This window comes from Streptomyces sp. NPDC008086 (genome assembly GCF_042957325.1).
Taxonomy (GTDB): Bacteria; Actinomycetota; Actinomycetes; order Streptomycetales; family Streptomycetaceae; genus Streptomyces.
Window position 1 is genome coordinate 24,223 of the sequence record NZ_JBIBIA010000010.1, and the last position, 22,315, is coordinate 46,537.

At 71.6% G+C, this 22,315-nt stretch carries 21 protein-coding genes and 2 pseudogenes; 19 read left to right on the forward strand and 4 right to left on the reverse strand.

Going from position 1 to position 22,315, the window contains the following annotated elements; translation table 11 throughout:
• Positions 1-210: 210 nt before the first annotated feature.
• Entirely contained in the window at positions 211-645 is a 435-nt protein-coding gene (locus tag ACFZBP_RS32535; RefSeq protein ID WP_383457974.1) for a MarR family winged helix-turn-helix transcriptional regulator, read from the reverse strand.
• Between the two features lie 138 nt (positions 646-783).
• On the opposite strand from ACFZBP_RS32535, the gene ACFZBP_RS32540 reads away from it, so the two are divergent.
• The 6 genes from ACFZBP_RS32540 (at position 784) to ACFZBP_RS32565 (ending at position 7,183) form a co-directional block, all read left to right on the forward strand.
• Entirely contained in the window at positions 784-2,232 is a 1,449-nt protein-coding gene (locus ACFZBP_RS32540) for an MFS transporter (RefSeq protein WP_383457971.1), read from the forward strand.
• Between the two features lie 445 nt (positions 2,233-2,677).
• Positions 2,678-2,998, forward strand: a complete 321-nt coding sequence (locus tag ACFZBP_RS32545; protein WP_383457965.1) for a hypothetical protein — start codon at positions 2,678-2,680, stop codon at positions 2,996-2,998.
• Positions 2,999-3,043: 45 nt separating this feature from the next.
• Positions 3,044-4,255 (forward strand): acyl-CoA dehydrogenase family protein, encoded by a 1,212-nt coding sequence (locus ACFZBP_RS32550; RefSeq protein WP_391418416.1) that lies wholly within the window; start codon positions 3,044-3,046, stop codon positions 4,253-4,255.
• Positions 4,252-5,130 (forward strand): hypothetical protein, encoded by an 879-nt coding sequence (locus ACFZBP_RS32555; protein ID WP_391418419.1) that lies wholly within the window; start codon positions 4,252-4,254, stop codon positions 5,128-5,130. Before ACFZBP_RS32550 ends, ACFZBP_RS32555 begins: the two co-directional genes overlap by 4 nt.
• The gene (locus ACFZBP_RS32560; RefSeq protein ID WP_391418423.1) at positions 5,127-6,101 is read left to right on the forward strand and encodes a ThiF family adenylyltransferase; all 975 of its coding nucleotides are present in this window, start codon (positions 5,127-5,129) and stop codon (positions 6,099-6,101) included. The genes ACFZBP_RS32555 and ACFZBP_RS32560 overlap by 4 nt, the downstream gene beginning before the upstream one ends.
• Positions 6,102-6,157: 56 nt before the next feature.
• A complete protein-coding gene (locus tag ACFZBP_RS32565) occupies positions 6,158-7,183 on the forward strand; it encodes a TauD/TfdA family dioxygenase (RefSeq protein WP_391418427.1) in 1,026 nt (341 codons plus the stop codon).
• Between the two features lie 27 nt (positions 7,184-7,210).
• Here ACFZBP_RS32565 and ACFZBP_RS32570 read toward each other — a convergent pair.
• Positions 7,211-7,480, reverse strand: a pseudogene (locus ACFZBP_RS32570) (TetR/AcrR family transcriptional regulator); the annotation flags it as partial.
• On the opposite strand from ACFZBP_RS32570, the pseudogene ACFZBP_RS32575 reads away from it, so the two are divergent.
• Positions 7,481-7,938, forward strand: a pseudogene (locus ACFZBP_RS32575) (DUF234 domain-containing protein); the annotation flags it as partial.
• Between the two features lie 3 nt (positions 7,939-7,941).
• Here the strand turns inward: ACFZBP_RS32575 and ACFZBP_RS32580 are convergent.
• Positions 7,942-8,382 (reverse strand): nuclear transport factor 2 family protein, encoded by a 441-nt coding sequence (locus ACFZBP_RS32580; RefSeq protein ID WP_383457949.1) that lies wholly within the window; start codon positions 8,380-8,382, stop codon positions 7,942-7,944.
• A 73-nt stretch (positions 8,383-8,455) separates the two neighbouring features.
• Here ACFZBP_RS32580 and ACFZBP_RS32585 point away from each other — a divergent pair, with 73 nt between their 5' ends.
• The 10 genes from ACFZBP_RS32585 to ACFZBP_RS32630 all read left to right on the forward strand — a co-directional run bounded on the left by ACFZBP_RS32585 (position 8,456) and on the right by ACFZBP_RS32630 (position 17,415).
• Positions 8,456-9,385 (forward strand): 3-hydroxyacyl-CoA dehydrogenase NAD-binding domain-containing protein, encoded by a 930-nt coding sequence (locus tag ACFZBP_RS32585; protein WP_391418433.1) that lies wholly within the window; start codon positions 8,456-8,458, stop codon positions 9,383-9,385.
• Complete coding sequence (locus ACFZBP_RS32590; RefSeq protein WP_383457944.1) at positions 9,385-10,371, forward strand: zinc-binding alcohol dehydrogenase family protein; 987 nt, start codon at positions 9,385-9,387, stop codon at positions 10,369-10,371. The genes ACFZBP_RS32585 and ACFZBP_RS32590 overlap by 1 nt, the downstream gene beginning before the upstream one ends.
• 73 nt (positions 10,372-10,444) lie before the next feature.
• Positions 10,445-11,083 (forward strand): hypothetical protein, encoded by a 639-nt coding sequence (locus ACFZBP_RS32595; protein ID WP_391418437.1) that lies wholly within the window; start codon positions 10,445-10,447, stop codon positions 11,081-11,083.
• Positions 11,084-11,113: 30 nt separating this feature from the next.
• The gene (locus ACFZBP_RS32600) at positions 11,114-12,034 is read left to right on the forward strand and encodes an NADP-dependent oxidoreductase (RefSeq protein ID WP_383457939.1); all 921 of its coding nucleotides are present in this window, start codon (positions 11,114-11,116) and stop codon (positions 12,032-12,034) included.
• An 11-nt stretch (positions 12,035-12,045) separates the two neighbouring features.
• Positions 12,046-13,653 (forward strand): MFS transporter, encoded by a 1,608-nt coding sequence (locus ACFZBP_RS32605; protein WP_391419076.1) that lies wholly within the window; start codon positions 12,046-12,048, stop codon positions 13,651-13,653.
• A 1-nt stretch (position 13,654) separates the two neighbouring features.
• Positions 13,655-14,050: a PPOX class F420-dependent oxidoreductase gene (locus tag ACFZBP_RS32610; protein WP_383457933.1), complete on the forward strand. Its 396-nt coding sequence runs from the start codon at positions 13,655-13,657 to the stop codon at positions 14,048-14,050.
• A gap of 110 nt (positions 14,051-14,160) precedes the next feature.
• Positions 14,161-14,994, forward strand: a complete 834-nt coding sequence (locus ACFZBP_RS32615; protein WP_391418443.1) for a DUF6081 family protein — start codon at positions 14,161-14,163, stop codon at positions 14,992-14,994.
• Positions 14,995-15,018: 24 nt separating this feature from the next.
• Positions 15,019-15,903: an NmrA/HSCARG family protein gene (locus tag ACFZBP_RS32620; RefSeq protein WP_383457928.1), complete on the forward strand. Its 885-nt coding sequence runs from the start codon at positions 15,019-15,021 to the stop codon at positions 15,901-15,903.
• A gap of 11 nt (positions 15,904-15,914) precedes the next feature.
• The gene (locus ACFZBP_RS32625; RefSeq protein WP_391419078.1) at positions 15,915-17,081 is read left to right on the forward strand and encodes an acyl-CoA dehydrogenase family protein; all 1,167 of its coding nucleotides are present in this window, start codon (positions 15,915-15,917) and stop codon (positions 17,079-17,081) included.
• Positions 17,074-17,415 carry an antibiotic biosynthesis monooxygenase gene (locus ACFZBP_RS32630; RefSeq protein ID WP_383457925.1) on the forward strand — a complete coding sequence of 114 codons (342 nt, stop codon included), beginning with the start codon at positions 17,074-17,076 and terminating at the stop codon, positions 17,413-17,415. Before ACFZBP_RS32625 ends, ACFZBP_RS32630 begins: the two co-directional genes overlap by 8 nt.
• Here ACFZBP_RS32630 and ACFZBP_RS32635 read toward each other — a convergent pair.
• Positions 17,381-18,178, reverse strand: coding sequence for a TetR/AcrR family transcriptional regulator C-terminal domain-containing protein (locus ACFZBP_RS32635; RefSeq protein ID WP_391418448.1), 798 nt, complete (start codon positions 18,176-18,178; stop codon positions 17,381-17,383). The two genes, ACFZBP_RS32630 and ACFZBP_RS32635, sit on opposite strands and share 35 nt — an antisense overlap.
• Positions 18,179-18,317: 139 nt before the next feature.
• On the opposite strand from ACFZBP_RS32635, the gene ACFZBP_RS32640 reads away from it, so the two are divergent.
• On the forward strand, positions 18,318-20,078 hold the full coding sequence (locus ACFZBP_RS32640; RefSeq protein WP_391418450.1) for an MFS transporter: 1,761 nt from the start codon (positions 18,318-18,320) through the stop codon (positions 20,076-20,078).
• Positions 20,079-22,214 (forward strand): MMPL family transporter, encoded by a 2,136-nt coding sequence (locus tag ACFZBP_RS32645; protein WP_391418453.1) that lies wholly within the window; start codon positions 20,079-20,081, stop codon positions 22,212-22,214. It begins immediately after the preceding gene.
• Positions 22,215-22,315: the final 101 nt, after the last annotated feature.

Genomic DNA, 22,315 nt, shown 5'->3' on the forward strand with positions numbered 1-22,315 from the left:
CCCCGGTACCCCGTGTTCCCGCCGGGGGCACGGCACGCCGCGGACTCCGGCGCGCCGTGGCGCGCGGAGCCCGTTCGCACGGGCCCGCGCATCCCCCCGGACCGTCGTTTCCCGGCACCGTGATCACGCACGTGACTTCGGCCCGGGACGGTCGACATCCGGAGGCTACCAGCCAGTAGGCGTCCGAAAAGTGCCAAGGACGGCTACGTGTCAGGTCGCTCCGCCGCGGCCTCCGACTCCTGCCATCGCGACGCCCAGCACTTCGCGGACCTGCGGACTCGCGTCGGACAGCTCGCCGAGCAGCTCCTCCATGGTGGCGGTGGACCGCTCGAAGATCTGCCGGCCGGCCGGAGTGAGGCGGACATCGAAGCCGCGCTTGTCGTTGGCGCAGGGCCGGCGTTCGGCGTACCCCGCGGCGACCATCTGCGCGAGCAGACGGGAGACCTGGGGCTGACTCCTGGAGGCGCGGGTGCTCAGTTCCCCCGCCCGGATCCAGTCGTCCTCCCGCGACATGACATCCATGACCTCGAAGGCGCTGGCGCACAGGCCGTATTCGTCGGAGAGCCGGCGTTCGGCCGCCTGGGTGATCTGCGCGTCGGCGCGGACCACGGCCATCCACCGGTCGGTCAGAGCTGTATCCGTCACCTCTCCGATATTAGGTTCGTTCCCCAGGCTTGTCTATGCGTGCGAATGAATGTACTGTGCGGGCCATTCGATGCATGCACATGGATCGGACTGCAGATCCGATCGCACGGATTCAGAACCTCTGAAGAAGGAGACCCGGTGACCGAGCAGACGCTGGCACCCCCCACCGAGCAGGCGCCGGCCATCCCGGCCAAGGCCCCCTGGACCACCCTGGTCGTGGTCGGCGTCGCTCAGCTCATGGTGATGCTCGACTCGACGGTCGTGAACGTGGCCCTCCCCTCCATCGGAGGGGACCTGCCCGCGGACCAGACGGCCCTCCAGTGGACGATCAGCGCCTACGTGCTGATGTTCGGCAGCCTGCTGCTCTTCGGCGGCCGCGTGTCGGACGTGTTCGGCCGGCGGCGCACCTTCCTCAGCGGCCTCACCGTCTTCGCCCTGGCCTCCGCGCTCTGCGGAGTCGCGGCCAACCAGGAACTGCTGGTCGCCGGGCGCGCCGCCCAGGGCATCGGCGCCGCGCTGTTGTCCGCGGCCGCCCTGTCGATCATCCTGGAGGTCTACCAGGACGAGGAGCAGCGCAAGATCGCGTTGACCGCCTGGAGCGGGCTCGGCGTGATCGGCGCCACCATCGGCGTCGTGCTCGGCGGACTGATCGTCACGGCGATCAGCTGGCGCTGGGCCTTCCTGATCAACCTGCCCGTCAGCATCGCGGCCTTCGTCGGCGCGCTGCGCAGCATGCCGTCGCTGCGCACCGGCTCGGGCCGCCGGCTCCGCCTTCCCTCGGCCGTCGTGTCCACGGCCGGACTCGCCGCCCTCTCCTTCGGCCTGATCCGCCTGCACGAGGGCTTCGGGGACCACATGGCCTGGATCAGCCTCGGCGCCGCGGTGGTCCTCCTCGCTCTGGTGACCTTCATGGAGCTGGGCAAGGACGACCCGCTGCTCCCGCTGCACCTGCTGCGCAAGCCCACCTACTGGCTGTCGAGCATCGGCCTGCTCCTGGTGGCCAGCGTGATGATCAGCAGCTCCTTCCTGGCCAGCATGTACTTCCAGCAGGTCCACGGGATGAGCGCCTTCGTCACCGGCCTCTCCCTGCTGCCGATGGGTCTCGCCGCCCTCGTCGTGGCCATGGTCGCGCCCGCGCTCGCCGGCGGACTCGGCCTCGGCGGGATGTACGCCCTCGGCGGCGCCCTCCAGCTCGTCGGTACGGGCATCCTCGCCACCGGCACCGACGCCGTCTGGCTGACGATCGTCGCCCTGGCCGTCATCGGCGCCGGCCTCCCGGCCTGCTTCGTCCCGCTGTTCGGCATCGGCACCTCGCACGTCAAGGTGGAGGAGTCGGGCGTCGGATCCGGCCTCCTGAACACCTTCAACGAGAGCGGCGCCGCCCTGGGCATCGCCGTGATCGGCACCATCCTGGCCACCTCGGTCGACGGCCGCCTCAAGGAGGGCTCCTCCCTCCCGGACGCGACCACCTCCGGCGTCGCCAACGGCTTCCTTGCCCTGGCGGTGTGCGCGGCCGTCGCCATCGTCATCGCGCTCGCCCTGCGCCACCTGACGCGTGACGACGCGTCCGCCGGCGCGCAGTCCTGACCCGGCGCCCGATGCCCCTTCCTGACGCCCCTTCCTGACGCGTCACCCTCCCCCCCACACGTCTCCTGGCGTGGCCCCAAAGCGTGGGCCCGCGGCACCCCCCGGCCGCGGGCCCACTTGGCGTTTCCGCAGGTTACCGGGGGTTCGGCGGCTCTCAATGGGCGCTTGATTACCGGGAATTGGAAGGCCGGTTCCCCCCTTGTGGAACCTCGCTTTACTTCTTGGACAGCCTCTTCTACCGCTCGGTAACGTCGAACTCGTCGAAGGAGCGGCGGCGCCGAGGAAGCCCTCGCCGCCTCCTCCGGCCCCTGCGGCCCCTGCGGCCGCGGCCCGACGCGTGACGACTCTCCGTCCGTCCGGCCGCGCCCACGGGTCCGCCGCCGCCCGCTCGGCGATCCACTTCTCACTCCTCACGTCCCGCCCTCGCAGAGCGAAGGAATTCCACATGGCCATCTCGCCCGAAGAGATCTCCCGCACGCTGTCCGAGTCCGCCCGGGCCTCCGCCGCATGGCAGGCCGCCGGCGCCACCGTCCGCTTCGTGGTCTCCGAGCCGGCGGCCGAGTTCACCCTCGACCCGCGGGGCGCCCTCACCGAGGAGGAGCCGACCCACGTACTCGGCATCGCCTACGCCGACCTTCTCGATCTCGCCGCCGGGCGCCGCACCTTCCTGCGCACCGTCACCGCCCGCCGCGTCACGGCCCACGGCCCCGTCATGCAGACCTTCGCCGTCGGCCAGGCCCTGACGACCTTCTCCCTCGCGGGCTGACCCCGCCGCACCCCGGGCTCCGCACCCCTCAGACAAGGAATCACCATGACGTACACGCACAACCCGGCCGACCACCCGCTGCTCGACGCCTTCGAGGCCGACATCCTGCGCGAGGTCACCGCCTTCGCCCGCGACGAGGTCGCCCCGGGTGCCGCCGAGCGCGACCGGATCGTGAAGGGCCAGGTCGACTGGGAGACCGTCCGCAAGGGACACGCGATCGGCCTGCTCCGCATGGCCATCCCGCGCGACTTCGGCGGCCTGGGCCTGAGCCAGCTCGGCATCGCCCTCACCCTGGAGGAGCTGGCCGCCGCCGACCCCGGCATGGCGCTGGTCTTCGGGGCCACCGGTCTTTTCCAGACCCCGCTGCTCATCTGCGAGAAGCCGGAACTCCAGGAGAAGTACCTGCCGAAGTTCCTCGGCCCCGAGCCGGTCCTCGCCTGCAACGCCGTGGCCGAGGAGCGCAACGGCACCGACCTGGTGCTTCCCCAGCAGGCCCCGTACGCCCAGGACATGACCGTCGCCCGCCGCTCGGGCAGCGAGTACCTCCTCACCGGCACCAAGCGCTACATCACCAACGCCCCCGTCGCCACGTACGCCACGATCATGGCGAACCTGGAGGGCGCGCCCGGCTCGACCGGACTCACTTGCTTCGTCACCGACCTGGAGCAGGACGGCGTCACCCGCGGCGAGATCCACGACAAGGTCGGCTACCGCACCGCCCCGGCCGGCGAACTGATCCTCGACGGCGCGCGCGTGCCCGAGGAGAACGTGCTCGGAGACGAGCACGGCGGCTGGGACCTCAACGTCGCCATCGGCAACCTCACCCGCGTCACCTGCGCCGCGGTCGCCACCGGCATCGCCCGCCACGCCCTGGACCGCGCCGTCGCCTGGGCCGGCACCCGCCGCCAGGGCGGCAAGCTGCTCTTCGAGCACCAGATGTCCGCCCGCAAGCTCGCCGACATGGCCGCCCGGGTCTCCGCCGCCCGCGCGCTGTACCTCGACGCGGTGCTGAAGGCCGACACCGTCATTCCCACCCCGGCGTACGAACCGGCCGTCGCCAAGATGGTCGCCGACCGGGCAGCCATCGACAACGCCGACGCCGCCATGGGCCTCATCGGCGCCGCCGCCTTCCAGCGCGAGGACGGCATGGACCGGGTGCTCCGCGACGCCTACGGCCCGCGGATCTACGAGGGCAGCCCGGAGGCCCTCGCGCTGGTCGTCACCGGTGAGCTGTTCGGCGTTCCGGAGGTCCGATGATCACCGACGTCGCCTCCCGCTCCGACTACCGGGTCCGGCTGCTGCACGAGACCCGGGCGATCACCCTGCCCGACCTGGAGTCGTCCGTCGACGGCGAGCCGATCTTCCGGGCGGCCAGCCCCGAGGGCCTGCTCACGCTCACCGTCCGGGGCGCGCAGTTGCCCGCCCCGTACCTCTCGGACGTCTACCGGTTCCGCCTGGCGCAGTACCTCCAGCGGGGCTGGATCAACGAGGACATCGCCGCCGCGCGTGGTCTCGACGCCGAGCCGTACGACGAGACCGCCCTGACGGACCAGCACACACTGGTCGTCGAGGAGGAGACCGGCCGGCTGCGCGGGTACGGCACCCTGGCCGGCACCCGCAGCCCGGCGGGCACCCGCCTCGGCGACGCGGAGCACCGTCCGTTCGTCGTCGAGCGCGACTACGCGCTGCGGCTCGCCGACCACCTCGGCGCCGCCACTCCCTCCGCGCACGTGTGGGAGGGCAAGCGCCTGGTCCGCGACTACGCCATGGACCAGTCCCAGGCCGGTGTCTCCGTCCCCTGGTGGGTCTACCGGGGCTGGGCGGAGGGTTGCGTCCGTGCCCTCGCCGACGAGGGCGCTGCCATCGTCGGCGACGGCAAGCCCGGCGTCGCCATCCACCAGCTGGGGCTGCTCGGCTTCTCCGCGCGCATGCTCGACGTGCCCGCGAAGCCCCCGGCACCCACGGACCTCTTCGCGCCCATGTGGGGCCAGGAGCAGCGCTCGTACCCCTTCGTCCTCACCGACGGGGACGCCCTGCGACCCACCCTGGCCCACCTGGACGCGGTCCTCGCGTCCGGAGAGCCGGGCTCGGTCGGCGGCCGGCTCACCGCGTTCCAGGAGGCCCGCTCATGAGTGCGGGACCGCCCGATGTCGGGACGCCCACGGAGGCCCGCGAGCTGGCCGAGGAGGAGTTCTACGCCTCGCTGACCCAGCGCAACCGCGGTCTCATCCCCGCCGACCTCCAGGAGAGCATCCGCAACACCCGGCTGCTCGTCGCGGGCTGCGGCTCCATCGGCGGAGCCACCGTCCAGCCGCTTGGCCGGATGGGCTACCGCGACCTCGTCCTCGCGGATGTCGGCACCTACGAGCTGAACAACCTCAACCGGCAGCACGCCACCGTGGACGACCTCGGCCGCAACAAGGCCGAGGTGGGTGCCGCCGCGCTGCGCGCCATCAACCCGCATGTGCAGGCCGAAGTGGTGCCGGAGGGCATCACCCGGGAGAACGTCCGGGACCTGGTCCGCCCGGCCGAGGTGATCATCGACGGCGTCGACGTCACCACGCGGTCCGGGCTGCTCGCCAAGGTCGCCCTGCACCAGGAGGCCTGCCGCCAGCGCAAGCCGCTTGTCACCGGCTGGGACATGGCAGGCATGCTCGCGGCGCAGTGTTTCGACTACCGGCTCGTCCGCCGGATATTCGACGGCCAGCTGCTGCCGGAGGACGCCGATCGGCTGAGCACCTGGGAAGTGATCTTCCGGATCGCCCCGCGCGGTCACATCCCCGGCGAGATGTACCGGGAGCTGCGCCGCGGCCTCGGCCGGCCCGACTACAGCGTGCCGCAGCTCACCGAGGCGGCGACCCAGTTCGGCTCGCTCGCCGTGCACATGGTCAACCAGCTGGTGGCGGGCGAGGACGTGCCGCGCACGGTCGCCGTCGACGTCCACCACATCGCCCTGACGCCTGGCCGACGGGTCGTCAACCGGGTCAGCCGCCACTGGGAGAAGGCCCGGTTCCTGCGGAAGCTGCCGCCCGAGCAGGCGTGGCGGGGCTTCGCCCCGGCGCCCGTCTACCGGGCCGGCCGGCGCACCGGTCAGGCCGCCTGACCGCCCGCCCGGACCTCCCGGACTGTTCGAAGAAGGACGCAGAGAAGGAAGGAAGCATGAGGAAAGAATTTGCGTACGCCGACGCGCGCGCGACCGGGATCGTGGTGAGCGAGACCGAGGCGAAGATCGTCGAGGTGTCCGCCCTGAGGATCGCCACCGAGTACGCGGGGTACTCGCTGCACAGCACGGATCTGCTGCACGCCGTGGAACTCGCCGCCGCCGCCCTGCCCGCACACGTCCGCCGCGCCCTCATCTCCTTCCGCGACAAGGGGAACGAGAGCGGCACCCTGCTGCTGCGCGGCCTGCCGGTGGGCGATCTGCCCGCCACCCCGGACCGGGTGGAGGACGAGCCCGACTGGACCGAGGTCGCGGTGGCGACGATCGCCCAGCTCATGGTGATGTCCGTGCTCGGCCGCTCGATCTCGTACAGCGACGAGAAGAACGGCGATCTCGTCCAGGACGTCAGCCCCAAACGCGGCGCCGAGACCCGCCAGGAGAACAGCGGCTCCATCCTCCTCGAACTGCACACCGAGGACGGCTTCCACCCGGCGCCTCCGCACTTCCTGAGCCTGGTCTGCCTGCGCGGCGACCGGGACGGGGTGGCGGCGACGGTCACCGGCGGGATCGGGGACGCACTGCCGGCCCTGGACGCGCGGACGGTGGAGGCGCTGCGCCGGCCCGAGTTCCGGACCCGGTTCTCCAGCTCCTTCGTGCACGACACCGACGAGGAGGTGCTCACGCAGCCGATGCCGGTCCTCTCCGGCCCGGTGGACGACCCGGACCTGCGGGTCGACTTCCACGGCACGGTCGGCGTCACCCGGGCGGCCCGTGACGCCCTGGCCGAGCTGCAGCGGGCGATGCTCGGCGCGCTGCGCGGCATCGTGCTTCGGCCGGGCGAGCTGATCATCCTCGACAACCGGCGGACGGTCCACGGCCGCACCGGATTCACCCCGCGGTACGACGGCGAGGACCGCTGGCTGCGGCGCTCCTTCGCGCTGGCCGACCTGCGGCCGGTTCTCGGCGACCTCGGCGAGGGCCGCAGCCACAACCCGGTCACCGCGACCGAGCTGACAGCGGCCTGACAGCCGCTTGACGACTGCCTGACGGTCCTATTCGCCGGGATCGTCAGGCGCCCAGCGCCCAGCGCCCAGCGCCCCGAACGCCCCGTGCGCCAGCTCCCGCAGCAGCCGCTCCATCGCCTCGCGGCCCAGCGGCGTACCCAGGTGCGGGGTGGAGTTGAGGAGGCCGAAGACATCGTGGACGGCGGCACCCACCTCGCACTCGCGCGCCGCCGGGTACAGCTCGCGCACGACCGTGACGCACAGTTCGACGTACTGCCACTGGAGCTGGCGGACCCGCTTGCGGTCGTCGTCCGAGATCTACGGTTCTGGCTGCACCTGCTCGGCCCCTCCATGGAGGAGACCCAGCGGGGGCGGGGAGAGCCGGCCCTCGCGCGGATCCGGGAGAGCTGGACCAGCTGGCGCGGCCGCGCGATCGAGCCGCTCGTCCGCGAGGCGCTCGCCCGGATCCTGCCCGACGAGCGGCTCCCCGCGGCGCCCGCGGTAGGGGGCTACTGGACCCGTACCCATGACGTCGAGATCGACATCGTCGGAGCGGACCGCGCCCCCGTCGCCAGGGAGCTGCTCTTCGTCGGCTCCGTCAAGTGGTTGGAGCGGGCCCCCTTCGACCGGCACGACCTGGTGGCCTCCATCGGCAGCGAGCCACCCGCACCGACGATCCGGTCCCGGTCGTGGCGGTCGCGCGCAACGGCGTCGACCGTCCGGGGCTCGACGCCGCCTACGGCCCCGGCGATCCGTTGGCCGTCGGGCCACTGTGACTGTCAGGCCGGGAAGACGTGGTCGTGAGTGACGTGCCGGGAGCGTAGGAGCAGGGCGCCGTCGTCGTCGCGGACCAGGACGTCGTGGACGACGCAGCTCGGGCCGAACTCGGGTTCCTTGACGTCGGCGTGGACGGTGAGGACCAGGCAGTAGCTGGTCGCCGTGAGGGAGCCGTCGGGGGCCTGGGTGACGGCCACGTGGTTGAACCAGTGACGGCGCTGGATCTTGCGGGCGTCGAACTTCTGGTGGAAGTCCTCCAGGACGGCGAGGATCCCGGCACGGGTGTGGGCGGCGGGCAGCGAGGGGGAGTGCTTGAACTCGCCGTCCTCGGTGAAGGTCGCGGCGTAGCCCGCGAAGTCACGGCCGTCCAGCTTCTGCATCTGGTGGCCGTAGAACGACAGGACCTCGGCGTACAGGCCGGTGGGAAGCGCGGTGATGGTCATGCGGCCACGGTCGCGCCGTGGCCTCGAAGTCCGCTCGAGCCGGGTTCGAGTGGGCGCTGCCAGCCTCGTCGCCATGAGCACCGTGACAGTGATCGGGGCGGGCACGATCGGTCTGGGATGGATCAATCTGTTCAGCGCCCACGGACTGACCGTACGGGTCAACAGCCGCAGGCCCGACGCCCGGCGCATCGTGCGTGAGGGGCTCGAACTGTTCTCCCCGGGCCGGGCGGAGGAGCTGGCGGCGCGGATCGAGTACGAGCCGGACGTCCGCCGCGCCGTGACCGGCGTCGACTTCGTCTCCGAGAACGCGCCCGACGACCTGCCCCTCAAGCAGCGGCTGTTCGCCGAGATCGGCGAGGCCGCACCGGACCACGCCCTCGTACTGTCCTCGACGTCGAAACTGCTCCCCGACGACCTGGGGCGGGACATGCCCGGACCGGGCCGGCTGGTCGTCGCCCATCCCTTCAACCCACCGCACATCGTGCCGCTGGTCGAGGTGCTCGGTGGTGAGCGCACCGACCCGGAGGCCGTCGAACGGACGGTGGCCTTCCTGGAGTCGGTCGGCCGGACCCCGGTCGTGCTGCGCAGGGCGCTACCCGGCTTCGCCGCCAACCGGCTGCAGTCAGCGCTGCTGCGCGAGAGCATCCACCTCGTCCTGGAAGGCGTGGTGACCGTCGAGGAGCTCGACCGGATCGTCACCGACTCGATCGGCCTGCGCTGGTCCACCATCGGCCCCTTCCACGCCTTCCACCTGGGCGGCGGCCCCGGCGGCCTGCGCAAGTGGCTCGAACACCTCGGCAGCGGCCTCGAACAGGGCTGGCGCGGCCTCGGACAGCCCGCCCTCGGCACGGAAGCGATCGAGGCCCTGGTCGCGCAGACCGAGGCCGCCTATGGAGACCGGACCTACGCCGAGCTGGTCCGCGACCGTGACGACAGGCACCACGCCGTACTGGCCGCCCTGGGGCGGACCGGGGAGTCCCAGGAGAAGGAGATCGAGAAGTGATGCGTGCCGTTCAGTTCGACCGGTACGGCGCACCCGACGTGCTCCACGTCGCCGAGCGCCCGGTTCCCGAGCCCGGACCCGGCCAGGTGCGCATCGCCGTCGAGGCGGTCAGCGTCGGCCACGCGCAGACCCAGATGCGGCGCGAGGTGTTCCCCGCGCCGATGTGGAAGCCCGAGTTCCCCGTTGTCCTCGGCGGGGACGTGGTCGGCAGGATCGCCGCGGTGGGGCCCGACGTCACGGGGCTGGACCCCGGGGACCGGGTCGGCGCCTTCACCCTCTACGGCGCCTACGCCGAGCAGGTCGTCGTCGATGTCGCCACCGTCGTCCCCGTACCCGAGGAGCTGGACGCCGCCGAGGCCGCGGTCCTCCCGGGCACCGGGCTCATCGCCCTCGGCATTCTGCGGACCGGTCAACTCGCCAAGGGCGAGACGGTGTTGGTGCACGCCGCGGCCGGCGGCGTGGGCCACATCGCGGTCCAGCTCGCCCGGGCCGCCGGCGCCGGCCGGATCATCGGCACCGCCGGCGAGCCCGCCAAACGCGAGTTCGCCCGGACCGTGGGCGCCGACGCCGTCGTCGACCACCGTTCCCCGCACTGGGCCGAGGAGGTCCGCGAACTCACCGACGGACGCGGACCCGACCTGATCCTGGACGGCGTGGGCGCCGAGGTCCTCCAGCAGGGCGTCCGCCTGCTCGCCCCCGGTGGCCGGCTGGTGTTCTACGGCTCGTCCGGCGGCGAACTGGAGATCCCGCGGGTCTCCGTGATGGACCTCATCGGCATCAAGTACGTCACCGGCTTCGCGCTGTCGGCCTGGCGGCTCGGCCGACCGCACGAGTACGCGGCGGGCGTCGCCGAACTCACCCGGCTGCTCGCCGAGGGACAGGTCAAGTCCGCCGTGCACGCCCGGCTGCCCCTGGAGCGGGCCGCCGAGGCACACACCCTTCTGGAGGCCAGGGCCCAGCTGGGCCGGGTCGTGCTCATTCCCTGACCTGACCCTTTCCCGGCCTCCGTTCCGAGCCATCCGTTCGCATTCGCGTTCCAAAGTCCGAAGGAGACCCTTTATGACCTCGTCGCGTCAACACGTGATACGTCTGACCACCGCGTCCGCCATCGCCCTCGGGGGCGTCATGAGCCTGGGCACCAGCGCGCACGCCGCCACCGTGGACGTGCCGTACGAGTGCCGTACCTATGTGCAGGGCAACACGCACCCGGTCTACGACTACAAGCGCGGCTTCGATGTCACCGTGCCCGCCTCGGTCCGTGCGGGCAAGCAGTTCCAGGCCACGTACGACCCGGCCCCGATCACCGCTTTCGCCGAGTACAACAAGACCGTCAAGGACGTGCGGGTCGCCTACCGGATCCCGGAGGGCGCGAAGGTCAAGAAGGTGAAGCTCACCGGCGGCAGCGGCCTCGGCGACTCCGCGCTCACGGTCAGGATCGAGGGCAAGGACATCATCGTCAGCGCCTCCGGCCCGCTGGAGGGCGGTGTCGAGTTCGACCTGCCGACGCTGAAGGTCACCTACAAGGCGCCCAAGGCCGCCGGTACCCTCAACTTCGGTCCGGGCGGCTCGAGTTACGAGCAGCCCGGCTTCTACTGGTACCGCTACCAGCCGATCCTGGACGAGTGGGGCCCCTTCGAGTGCTTCCCGGACCCGGCGAAGCCCCAGACCGTCCTGGCCAGCACGCAGGTCAACAAGTAACAAGCACCGTCAAGCGAAAGTGGAGAACGCATGCCTAAGGCCGTAGCCATCCACCAGTTCGGCGGGCCGGACGTACTGGGCCTCGTCGACGTCCCCGAGCCGGTGCCAGGGACGGGGCAGGTGACGGTCCGGGTGCGGGCCGTCGGGGTCAACGGGTTCGACTGCCGGGTGCGGTCCGGCGGCATGCGGGGGCGTTATCCGGTCGAGTTCCCGCAGATCATCGGCAATGAGTTCGCCGGTGTCGTCGAGCGGACCGGACCGGAGGTGACCGGGTTCGCGCCCGGCGACGAGGTGCTCGGATTCGCCGTCATGCAGTCCGGCACCGAGCTGCTCGCCGTCGGCGCGGACCAGATCACCGCCAAGCCGCCGGAGCTGTCCTGGGAGGTCGCCGGGTCGCTCTCGGCCGTCGGGCAGACCGCGGACATCGCCCTGGACGCCCTGCGCGTCGGCCAGGGCGACACCGTGCTCGTGCACGCCGCGGCCGGCGGCGTCGGCAGCCTCGCCGTCCAGCTCGTCCGCGAGCGGGGCGGCACGGCGATCGGCAGCGCCGGCGAGCACAACCACGAGTTCCTGCGCTCGCTGGGCGCGCTGCCCGTCGCCTACGGTCCGGGCTTCGCCGACCGGGTGCGCGCCCTCGCCCCCGACGGCGTGGACGCGGCCCTGGACTGCCACGGCGGGCCGGAGGCCCTCGCGGTGTCGCTCGAACTCGTCGCGGACCGGGGCCGGATCGCCACCATCGCCAACTTCCGCGCCGCCGCCCAGGAGGGCATCGTCATGCCGCAGGTGGTGCGGTCCGCCGAGCGGCTCGCCGCGCTGGCCGCGCTCTGCGCCGAGGGCCGGCTGCGACCGCACATCGAGGCCGTCCTGCCCTTCGCCAAGGCGGCCGAGGCCCACCACCGGCTGGAGCAGGGCCATGTGCGCGGCAAGCTCGTCCTGGTGCCGGACCTGTGACAGCCGGACCTGTGACCTCGGGTCCCGCTCGACCGGGCGGCCCGGCGCACGCGCACGAGGGGCATCCGCGGCGCTGGGCCATTCTCGCCGTGCTGGTCCTCAGCCTGGTGAGCATCATCCTCGACAACACCGTGCTCAACGTGACGCTGCGCACCCTCACCGACCCGGAGCAGGGCCTCGGCGCCTCGCACAGCCAGGTCGAATGGGTGCTCAGCGCCTACACCCTGGCCTTCGCCGCGACCCTGTTCACCTGGGGTGTGCTCGGCGACCGGCTGGGCCGCAGGCGCGTACTGCTGCTGGGCCTCGCCCTGTTCGGGCTGTCCTCGCTGGCCGGGGCCTACGCCGGGTCGCCGGAGCAGCTCATCGTCGCGCGGGCCTGCATGGGGGTGAGCGGCGCCGCGGTGCTGCCGAGCACGCTCGCCACCATCGCGGCCGTCTTCCCGATACGGGAGCGGCCCAAGGCCCTCGGCATCTGGGCGGCCTCGGTCGGCTTCGCCCTCGGCGTCGGCCCCGTCACCGGCGGCCTGCTGCTCGCGCACTTCTGGTGGGGCTCGGTCTTCCTGGTCAACGTGCCGATCGTGGCGGTCTGTCTGGTCGCGGTGCTGCTGCTGGTGCCAGAGACCCGGGGCGCCACCGGCAAACGCGTCGACGCGGCCGGGCTGCTGCTCTCGATCGCCGGGCTCGTCCTCGTCGTCTACGGCATCATCGAGGCCGGCCGGACCGGCGGGGTCACCCAGCCCACGGTCTGGGGGCCCGGACTGGCCGGGCTCGGACTGCTCGGGGTGTTCCTGTGGCATGAGCGCCGTACCGCGGAACCCTCGCTGGAGCTCGGCTTCTTCCGGCTGAAGGCGTTCTCCACCGCTGTCGCGGCCGTCGGCTTCGTCAGCTTCGCGATGATGGGCTTTCTGTTCTTCAGCGCCTTCTACCTCCAGAGCGTGCGCGGCTACACGCCGCTGCAGGCCGGGAGCTGCACCGTGGCGCTGGCCGTCGCGAACGTCGTCTGCGGGCCCCTGAGCACGGTCCTGGTCCGTTCGATCGGCCCCCGGAACGTGTGCGCGGCCGGCATGCTCGCCGTGACCGCCTCGCTCTCTGGGGTCGTGTTCGTGACCCAACACGCCCCGCTCTGGCTGATCCTCGCCTTGTTCGCCGCACTGGGAGCAGGCGTAGCCTGCGTCATGCCGACCGCAGCGGTGTCCATCATGAACGCGATCCCACGCGAGAAGGCGGGCGTGGCCTCCGCGATGAACAACACCGTGCGCCAGCTGGGCGGCGCCCTCGGCGTCGCGGTGCTCGGCTCCCTGATGGGCGCCGCCTACCGCAGCGGCATCGAGGACGAGCTCGCCGTACTGCCGCCCTCCATGCGGCACGAGGCCGGCGAGTCGCTGGACGCCACGCTGCTCGCCGCGGCTCGGCTGGGGGAGAGCGGACTTGTCGATCCGGCACGGCAGGCGTTCCTGGACGCCATGCACCTGGCCGCCGGGGCCGCCGCCGCGGCGGCCCTCGTGGGCGCCCTCGCCGTGCTCCGCTGGCTGCCCTCCACCGTCACGACCCCGAAGCCCCCGGCGGGCCCCGCGCCCCGCCGGGAGCACTCCGACCACACCAAGGCCCAAGGAAGCTGACATGCCTTTCACTCCTGACGAGCTCGAGTACTACGCCTCCCAGAACCTCGGCCGGCTGGCCACCGTGGCGGCCGACGGCCAGCCCCAGGTCAACCCCGTCTCGTTCACGATCAACACCGAGACCGGCACGATCGACATCGGCGGGCACAACCTGACGGCCAGCAAGAAGTTCCGCAACGTCGGCAAGAACGACCAGGTCGCCTTCGTCGTCGACGACCTGCTCTCCACGCAGCCGTGGAACGTACGCGGTATCGAAGTGCGCGGCCGGGCCGAGGCACTGACCGACGCCCAGCCGCCGCACCCGTACTTCGGCACCGCGATGATCCGCATCCACCCCAGGCGCATCATCACCTGGGGCATCGGCGAGGACGCCGCACAGCGCGGCCGCAACGTCTGACGTAGGCAGGCCCTAGGGGCCCAGGCCCCTTCGACTCCGCTTCGAGTGGAGCTCGATGCCCTCTTGCCAGGGTGGAGCCCGTAGGACGGGCACACCACGGGGAGGGCCGGATGAGTACAGAAATCTTCCGCGAGGATTTCACCGCGGGACTGGTGACCGAGGGACCGGGCGCGCCATGGCGGCTGCGCCCGGTCGACGGTCTTCCCGAGGGCGACGGGATCGTCCGCGGCGGTCCGGACGGCCTGAAGGTCGTACCGAGCGCCCTCCAGCCGCACACCAGGCGGCCGGCGTTCACCGAGCCCAAGCCGGGACCGGACGGCGCCCCGCTCCATCTGCGCTGGGGCGTCTTCACCACCGGCGGCACCGCCTCCGCGCGCGGCGGGTTCACCGCGCGGCCCGGTGAGGTCCTCTCGGTCACCGCCGAGATGGGACTGCGCGGCTTCGGTCTGCGCTCCCACCCGTACGACGACGTGGCCGAGGCCACCACCGACCCCCGGCTCGGCGCGGGCGGTCTGATCTCGGTCGACCTCGAGACCGGCATCATCTTCGACTTCTTCCTCACGCACAGCCGCCTCTACGCGGTCTACGAGCGGCTCGCGCTCCAGCCGGACGCCGAGTTCGCCGCCTTCACCTACTGCGTCCCGGTCGCGGACCGCACCCCCGGCACGCTGCACCGGCTGGAGGTCGCCTACGACGCCGGGGCAGGCACCGCCCGCTGGACGGCCGACGGGCAGGAGGTGCTGGCCGTGGACCGGATCGGCCTGCGCTCGCTGGACGCGCAGTGGCTGCGCCGCGACAACGGCGGCCGTGAGGAGGCCGTACGGCCGCGTGGCCTCAGCTTCGGTCTGGGGCTGTTCCTGGAGCGCTACTTCGGCCAGGGAGTGCGGCTGTCCGCCCGCCGGCTCTCGGTGTCCACCTCGCCCGCAGGTTCCCGCCACTCGTGACGACGACCAACGAAAGGCACAGCCATGCCCGATGAGAACAAGCCCGTACTGGTCCTCGGCGCCACCGGCAAGCAAGGCGGCTCCGCGGCCCGGTACCTGCTCGAACGCGGCTGGACCGTACGGGCGTTCGTCCGCGACCCGGGCGCGCCCAAGGCCAAGGAGCTGCGGGAGCTGGGCGCGAGCCTGCACACCGGCGACCTGGAGGACGCCGAGTCGGTGCGCGCCGCGATGAAGGGCGCGTACGGCGTCTTCAGCATCCAGACGCCGATGACGCCGGCGGGCGTGGAGGGCGAGGAACGGCAGGGCAAGATCTGCGCCGACGCCGCCCGTGACCTCGGCGTCCAGCACTACGTCCACAGCTCGGTCGGCGGCGCCGAGCGGCCGGAGGGCGTGAACTGGCGGCTGTCCAAGCTCGCGATCGAGCAGCGGATCCAGGAGAACGAGCTCAACTTCACCTTCCTGCGGCCGTCGTACTTCATGGAGAACCTGAACCACGACATGTCGCCCCTGGTCATGGAGGACGGCGTGCTGACCTTCCGGCGGGGGCTCGGGCCGACCAACACCCTGCAGATGATCAGCGGCCCCGACATCGGTTACTTCGCGGCCGACGCCTTCGACGACCCCGGCACCTTCGGCGGCGCCAAGATCGAGCTGGCCGGGGACGAGCTGACCGGCGAGCAGATCGCCGACGCGTTCGGCCGGCACACCGGGCTGCCCGCCCGCTTCGTCTCGGTGCCGATACCGGAGCTGCACCGCACGGGCTTCGAGTGGCAGGCGATCTCGTACACCTGGCTCAACGGCATCGGCTACCACGCCGACATCCCCACGCTGCGTGCCCGGTTCCCGCAGATGCTCACCCTCGACCAGTGGCTGGCCAAGACCGGCTGGGCCCCGATGGACGCGGCATGAGCGGGGACGCGATGACCGAGGAGACCCAGGACGTCCAGGAGACCCAGGAGACCCAGGAGCGGTCACCGCTGCTGTCCGGGGCGCGCCGGATCGCCGAGCTCGCCGGGAAGCGGACGGCCGAGGCCGAGCAGCAGCGCCGGCTGAGCCCCGACGTCGTCCGCGCGGTCCTCCAAGCCGGGTTCGCCGCCCACTTCGTGCCGGTGGCGCACGGCGGCCGGGCCGCGACCTTCGCCGAACTCGTGGAGCCGGTCGCGGTACTGGGGGAGGCCTGCGCCTCGACGGCCTGGTACGCCTCGCTCACGGCGAGCCTCGGCCGGATGGCCGCCTATCTGCCGCAGGAGGGCCGGGCCGAGCTGTGGTCCGAGGGCCCGGACGCCCTGATCGTCGGCGCCCTGATGCCGCTCGGTCGAGCCGAGCGGACGGCGGGTGGCTGGCAGGTCTCGGGCACCTGGCCGTTCGTCAGCGTCGTCGACCACTCCGACTGGGCGCTGGTGTGCGCCATGGCGGGGCAGGAGCCGTGGTTCTTCGCGGTGCCGCGTGAGGCGTACGGCATCGTCGACAGCTGGTACCCGATGGGCATGCGCGGCACGGGCAGCAACACCCTCGTGCTCGACGGGGTGTTCGTGCCGGACGAGCGGGCCTGCACCCGGGCGGCCATCGCGTCCGGCCTCGGTCCGGGTGCCGAGGCGATCTGCCACACCGTGCCGATGCGGGCGGTCAACGGGTTGGCCTTCGCGCTGCCGATGCTCGGCGCGGCCCGTGGCGCCGCCGCCGTGTGGACGTCGTGGATCGCCGCGAAGCTGGCCGGGCCGACCGGGCAGAACGCCGTCTCCTCCCAGGACCGGGTGCTGTACGAGCACACGCTGGCCCGGGCGACCGGTGAGATCGACGCGGCCCAGCTGCTGCTGGAGCGGGTCGCCGCGGCCGCCGACGCCGGCGGGGTGACCGCGGAGCTCGTGGGCCGGGGGGCGCGGGACTGTGCCCTGGCGGCCGAGCTGCTGACCGCCGCGACCGACCGTCTGTTCGCCTCCGCGGGCACCCGGGCGCAGGCCGAGGACAGCCCGATGCAGCGGTTGTGGCGCGATGTGCACGCGGCCGCGAGCCATATCGGGCTGCAGTTCGGGCCGGGAGCGACGCTGTATGCCGGAGAGCTGTTGAGGAGGAGCAACGATGGCTGAAGTGAACGACCCTCAGGTGGGCTTTGTCGCCGTCGTCACCTTCCCGGTGGACGGCCCCGCCACCCAGCGCAAGCTGGTGGAGCTGGCCACGGGCGGGGTGCAGGAGTGGATCCGTGAGGTGCCCGGCTTCCTGTCGGCCACGTACCACGCGAGCACGGACGGCACGGCGGTCGTCAACTACGCCCAGTGGGAGAGCGAGGAGGCCTACCGGGAGAACTTCAGCGCCGACCCGCGTTCGGCGAGGCTGCGGGAGGCGCTGAGCTCTCTGCCCGGGCTCATGGGACCGCCGAAGGCCGTCTTCATGACCCCGGAAGGGTCGATCCTGCCGTCCTGACGGCGTTGTCAGCCTCTTCGGTGCCGTCGGTGCCGGCAGCGCCGTTCATGTAGTCCCCGTCGTCGCCGGCCCCGGCCACCAGGCCGGCGATGATGATCTCCAGGCCGAGCTCGAAGCGGCGGTCGGAGTCGAGCGAGGTGATCGGGCCGGCCAGGTGGACCAGGTTCGGGAACTGGGTGGCCGGCAGCGACTTCAGATAGCCGTGGAGCTGGTCGGCGAACATGCCGGCCTGCTCCTCGCTCTGTTCCGCACCGGAGTGCCGGGACGACTGCTCCAGCGCCTCCGCCGTGACGAACGTCGACAGCAGATCGCCCCCGTAGGCGGCCAGTTCGTCCCGCAGACCGCCCGCGCGCAGCAGGTTCAGGGTGCGCTCCATCCCCAGGATCCCGTTGGGGCCGAGCGGGACCCGGTCGATCGCGATGCGCGCCAGGTCCCGATGGGCCAGGAACATCCGCCGCAGTGACCGGCACATCTCCTTGACCTGCTCCGCCCAGCGGCCCGGCTCCGGCTCCGGGATCTCGACCTCGGTCAGCACCAGGTCGAAGACGAGGTCGAGCAGCTCGTCCCGGTTCCCCACGTGCGCGTACAGCGAGGCGTGGCCGGTCTTCAGCTCCTGCGCGAGCCGCCGCATGCTGAGCGCGTCGAGGCCCTCGGCGTCGAGGATGCCGAGCGCCGTGTCGACGATCCGGTCCTGGGTCAGGGGCATCCGCGGCGGCGCCTTCTTCGGCCGGCGCCAGGGCGGTACGGGGATCTCCTCGGGCATGGGCCTCCTTCCTTCGCTTCGCAACAGGGATGGCCCTCATCGTATGGCATCGACGGCCACCGTTTCTTGACACGACCACCGTTCCACTATAGAACGGTGGTCGTTCATGGACCTGTTGTCGAGGATCTCGGGGGATGCCATGAGTTCCGTTGAACCAGACGAACCGGACAGGGGAACGGCGCCACCGACGGCGCTGGTCCCGGACCAGAAACCCACCCCGGACGCGACCGCCGCCGAACCCACGGCCGAGTCGGCGTCGGAGTCGCCGGCCTACGCGCGCCGCTGGGCCGCGCTCGCCGTCATCCTCGGCGCCGAGATCATGGACCTGCTCGACGGCACGGTCATGAACATCGCCGCGCCCGCGGTCCGCGCCGACCTGGGCGGCAGCCTCAGCGTCATCCAGTGGATCACCGTCGGGTACACGCTCGCCTTCGCCGTCCTGCTCGTGGTCGGTGGCCGGCTCGGTGACATCTACGGTCGTAAGCGCATGTTCGTCATCGGCGCCGTCGGCTTCACCCTGGCCTCCGTGCTGTGCGCGGCGTCGGGCAGTTCCGAGATGCTCATCGCCGCGCGCTTCCTGCAGGGCGGGCTGGGCGCGCTGATGATTCCCCAGGGCCTCGGCCTCATCAAGCAGATGTTCCCGCCCAAGGAGACCGCGGCGGCGTTCGGCGCGTTCGGGCCCGCCATCGGACTGGGCGCCGTGCTCGGCCCGATCGTGGCCGGATTCCTTGTCGACGCCGACCTGTTCGGCAGCGGCTGGCGGTCGGTCTTCCTGATCAACCTGCCGATCGGGGCAGCCGTGGTCATCGGCGCGGTGCTGCTGCTGCCGGAGGGCAAGGCGCCCGTGCGGCCCAAGTTCGACATCGGCGGCATGCTGCTGGTGACGCTCGGTCTGACCCTGCTGATCTTCCCGCTCGTCCAGGGCCGCGAACGCGACTGGCCCGCCTGGACGTTCGTGCTGATGGTGGCCGGCGCGGCCGTCCTCGCCGCCTTCGTCGCCTACGAACTGCGCCAGGAGAGGCGCGGCGGCGCGACGCTCATCGAGCTCAGCCTGCTGCGCAGGTCCCGCTACGCCGCCGGACTCGCGGTGGCGCTGGTGTTCTTCACCGGCATCTCCGGAATGTCGCTGCTGCTCGGCCTGCACCTGCAGATCGGCCTGGGCTTCAGCCCGACCCGGGCGGCGCTGACGATGATGCCCTGGTCGGTGTTCCTGGTGGTCGGCGCCATCCTGACCGGCGCCGTGCTGGGCGCCAAGTTCGGCCGCAAGGCCCTGCACGGCGGGCTCGTCGTGATGGCGGTCGGCGTACTGATCATGCTGCTGACCATCGGCGACCAGGCCGGCGGCCTGACCAGTTGGGAACTCGTGCCCGGCATCGCCGTGGCCGGACTCGGCATGGGCATCATGATCGGTCTGCTCTTCGACATCGCCCTGGCCGACGTCGACAAGCAGGAGGCCGGCACCGCCTCCGGCGTCCTCACCGCGGTCCAGCAACTGGGGTTCGCGGTCGGTGTCGCCGTGCTCGCGACCCTGTTCTTCGGGCTGCTCGGTTCCCAGGCCACGGCGAGCGTCGCCGACGGCGCGAGCCGCACCCGGGCCGAGCTCAGCGCCGCCGGGGCGACCCCGGCCGAGCAGGACCGGCTCCTGGCCGACCTGCGGGAGTGCCTGCGGGACTCGGCGAGCCAGAAGGACTCCGACCACACGCCCGCGAGCTGCCGCGACATCCAGCAGGTCCGGCCGGAGCTGGCCGAGGCCACCGGGCGGGCCTGGCAGACGGCCCACACCGAGAACTTCAGCACCGCGATGGTCCGCACGCTCTGGGTCGTGATCGGGCTGCTCGCTGTGTCCTTCGCGCTGGCCTTCCGGCTGCCGCCCAAGCCTCGTGAGGAAGAGGGTTTCTAGATGACACGCAAACTGCTGGCCTGGCCCGGTGGGCGCCGGGTCAAGTGGCTGGTGCTCGTCGGCTGGATCGGTCTGCTCATCGTGCTCCAGCCGCTGGCCGGCAAGCTCGGCGACGTCGAGTCCAACGACGCCGCCGCATGGCTGCCGGGCAACGCGGAATCGACCGAAGTGCTCGAACTCTCCGAGAAGTTCCAGCCCGCCGACACCAGCCCGGCCATCGTCGTCTACGACCGCGCCTCCGGGATCACGGCCGCCGACGAGGCGAAGGCTCGTGCCGACGCCGTGAAGTTCGCCGACGGCAAGAACGTGGTGGGCAAGCCGTTCGGCCCGGTGCGCTCCGAGGACGGCAAGGCCCTGCGCACCGTGGTCAACGTCCACCTCGGCAAGGAGGGTTGGGAGGGCCTCAACGAGGCCACGAAGGACCTGCGCAAGGTCGCACAGCCCAACGCGCCCGACGATCTCGGCGTCCATGTGACCGGCCCGACCGGCTACGCAGCCGACTCCGCCGAGTCGTTCAGCAGCGCCGACTTCAAACTCACTCTGGTCACCCTGCTCATCGTCGTGACGATCCTCGTCGTCACCTACCGCAGTCCGCTGCTCTGGCTGCTGCCGATGATCTCCGCGGGCATGTCCCTGGTGATCTCGCAGGCCATCATCTATCTGCTGGCCAAGAACGCCGGACTCACGGTCAACGCCCAGACCGCGATGATCCTCACGGTGCTGGTGCTCGGCGCGGCCACCGACTACGCGCTGCTGCTCGTCGCCCGCTACCGGGAGGAGCTGCGGCGGCACGAGGACCGGCACGAGGCCATGGCCGTGGCGCTGCACCGCGCGGGACCCGCCATCGTGGCCAGCGCCGCCACCGTCGCGATCAGCATGCTCGTGCTGCTGCTGGCCGCGCTGAACTCCACCAAGGGCCTCGGTCCGGTCTGCGCCGTCGGTGTACTGGTGGGCCTGCTGTCGATGATGACGCTGCTGCCCGCCCTGCTGGTGATCTTCGGCCGCTGGATCTTCTGGCCGGCCCGGCCCAAGCACGGTACGGACCCCGACGTCACCCGGGGCGTGTGGACGCGGGTCGCCCGGCTGGTCTCCGGCCGCCCCCGCACGGTCTGGATCACGACCACCCTGGTGCTGGGCGCGGTGGCCACGCTGGCCGTCACCCTGAGCGCCGACGGGCTCCAGCAGAAGGACGGTTTCAAGACCAAGCCGGAGTCGGTGGTGGGCGAGGAGATCCTGGCCCGGCACTTCCCGGCCGGCTCCGGTGAGCCGATGGTCGTCATCGCCAAGGGCTCCGCGGCGGCCGAGGTGCGCGGCGCGCTGCAGAAGGTGCCCGGTGTCAACGAGGTCGCCGAGCCCCAGGTCAAGGACGGGCTGGCCTTCGTCGAGGTGACGCTGGCCGCCGGCGCCGACTCCCCGGCCGCGATGGACGCGGTCACCGCGGCCCGCGAGAGCCTCGGCCGGCTGGAGGGGGCCGAGGCGAAGGTGGGCGGCAGCAGCGCCGTCGTGCACGACATGCGCGAGGCCTCGAGCCGCGACCGCGGTCTGATCATCCCGGTGATCCTCGCCGTGGTGTTCTGCATCCTCGCGCTGCTGCTGCGGGCACTGGTGGCACCGTTGCTGCTGATCGCGAGCGTGGTGCTGTCCTTCTTCACGGCGCTCGGCCTCGCCGCCTTCTTCTTCAACCACGTCTTCGACTTCGCGGGGGCCGATTCGGCCTTCCCGCTCTGGGTGTTCGTCTTCCTGGTCGCCCTGGGCGTCGACTACAACATCTTCCTCGTCACCCGGATCAGGGAGGAGAGCAACCGGCTCGGCACCCGGCAGGGCGCGCTCAAGGGCCTCACCTCGACCGGCGGTGTCATCACCGCGGCCGGTCTGGTGCTGGCCGGCACCTTCGCCGCACTGGCCACGCTGCCGCTGGTCTTCATCGCCGAGCTCGGCTTCACGGTGGCGGTGGGCATCCTGCTCGACACCATGATCGTGCGGTCGGTGCTGGTCACCGCGCTCACGCTCGACGTGGGCCGGTGGATGTGGTGGCCGCACGGGCTCTTCCGCCGCGAGGACCCGTCCGGGGAATCGGCCGGGGCTGGAATTTCCGATTCCAGGAATTCGGAGGCCCCGGCTCCTGTTTCTCGGTAAGAAAACGGTAAATGTAAATCAGCGCAGCTTGCTGCGCTGATTTACATTTGGACGATTTATTTGATCTCTTGTGACAACAACCACGTTGAAGTCGGTCAAGT

What these genes read in the sequence shown, in the direction of transcription:
- ACFZBP_RS32545 (WP_383457965.1), top strand. Translation starts at nt 2,678, where the DNA reads ATGGCCATCTCGCCCGAAGAGATCTCCCGCACGCTGTCCGAGTCCGCC.
- ACFZBP_RS32550 (WP_391418416.1), top strand. Translation starts at nt 3,044, where the DNA reads ATGACGTACACGCACAACCCGGCCGACCACCCGCTGCTCGACGCCTTC.
- ACFZBP_RS32555 (WP_391418419.1), top strand. Translation starts at nt 4,252, where the DNA reads ATGATCACCGACGTCGCCTCCCGCTCCGACTACCGGGTCCGGCTGCTG.
- ACFZBP_RS32560 (WP_391418423.1), top strand. Translation starts at nt 5,127, where the DNA reads ATGAGTGCGGGACCGCCCGATGTCGGGACGCCCACGGAGGCCCGCGAG.
- ACFZBP_RS32565 (WP_391418427.1), top strand. Translation starts at nt 6,158, where the DNA reads ATGAGGAAAGAATTTGCGTACGCCGACGCGCGCGCGACCGGGATCGTG.
- ACFZBP_RS32580 (WP_383457949.1), bottom strand. Translation starts at nt 8,382, where the DNA reads ATGACCATCACCGCGCTTCCCACCGGCCTGTACGCCGAGGTCCTGTCG.
- ACFZBP_RS32585 (WP_391418433.1), top strand. Translation starts at nt 8,456, where the DNA reads ATGAGCACCGTGACAGTGATCGGGGCGGGCACGATCGGTCTGGGATGG.
- ACFZBP_RS32590 (WP_383457944.1), top strand. Translation starts at nt 9,385, where the DNA reads ATGCGTGCCGTTCAGTTCGACCGGTACGGCGCACCCGACGTGCTCCAC.
- ACFZBP_RS32595 (WP_391418437.1), top strand. Translation starts at nt 10,445, where the DNA reads ATGACCTCGTCGCGTCAACACGTGATACGTCTGACCACCGCGTCCGCC.
- ACFZBP_RS32600 (WP_383457939.1), top strand. Translation starts at nt 11,114, where the DNA reads ATGCCTAAGGCCGTAGCCATCCACCAGTTCGGCGGGCCGGACGTACTG.
- ACFZBP_RS32610 (WP_383457933.1), top strand. Translation starts at nt 13,655, where the DNA reads ATGCCTTTCACTCCTGACGAGCTCGAGTACTACGCCTCCCAGAACCTC.
- ACFZBP_RS32615 (WP_391418443.1), top strand. Translation starts at nt 14,161, where the DNA reads ATGAGTACAGAAATCTTCCGCGAGGATTTCACCGCGGGACTGGTGACC.
- ACFZBP_RS32620 (WP_383457928.1), top strand. Translation starts at nt 15,019, where the DNA reads ATGCCCGATGAGAACAAGCCCGTACTGGTCCTCGGCGCCACCGGCAAG.
- ACFZBP_RS32625 (WP_391419078.1), top strand. Translation starts at nt 15,915, where the DNA reads ATGACCGAGGAGACCCAGGACGTCCAGGAGACCCAGGAGACCCAGGAG.
- ACFZBP_RS32630 (WP_383457925.1), top strand. Translation starts at nt 17,074, where the DNA reads ATGGCTGAAGTGAACGACCCTCAGGTGGGCTTTGTCGCCGTCGTCACC.
- ACFZBP_RS32635 (WP_391418448.1), bottom strand. Translation starts at nt 18,178, where the DNA reads ATGCCCGAGGAGATCCCCGTACCGCCCTGGCGCCGGCCGAAGAAGGCG.
- ACFZBP_RS32640 (WP_391418450.1), top strand. Translation starts at nt 18,318, where the DNA reads ATGAGTTCCGTTGAACCAGACGAACCGGACAGGGGAACGGCGCCACCG.
- ACFZBP_RS32645 (WP_391418453.1), top strand. Translation starts at nt 20,079, where the DNA reads ATGACACGCAAACTGCTGGCCTGGCCCGGTGGGCGCCGGGTCAAGTGG.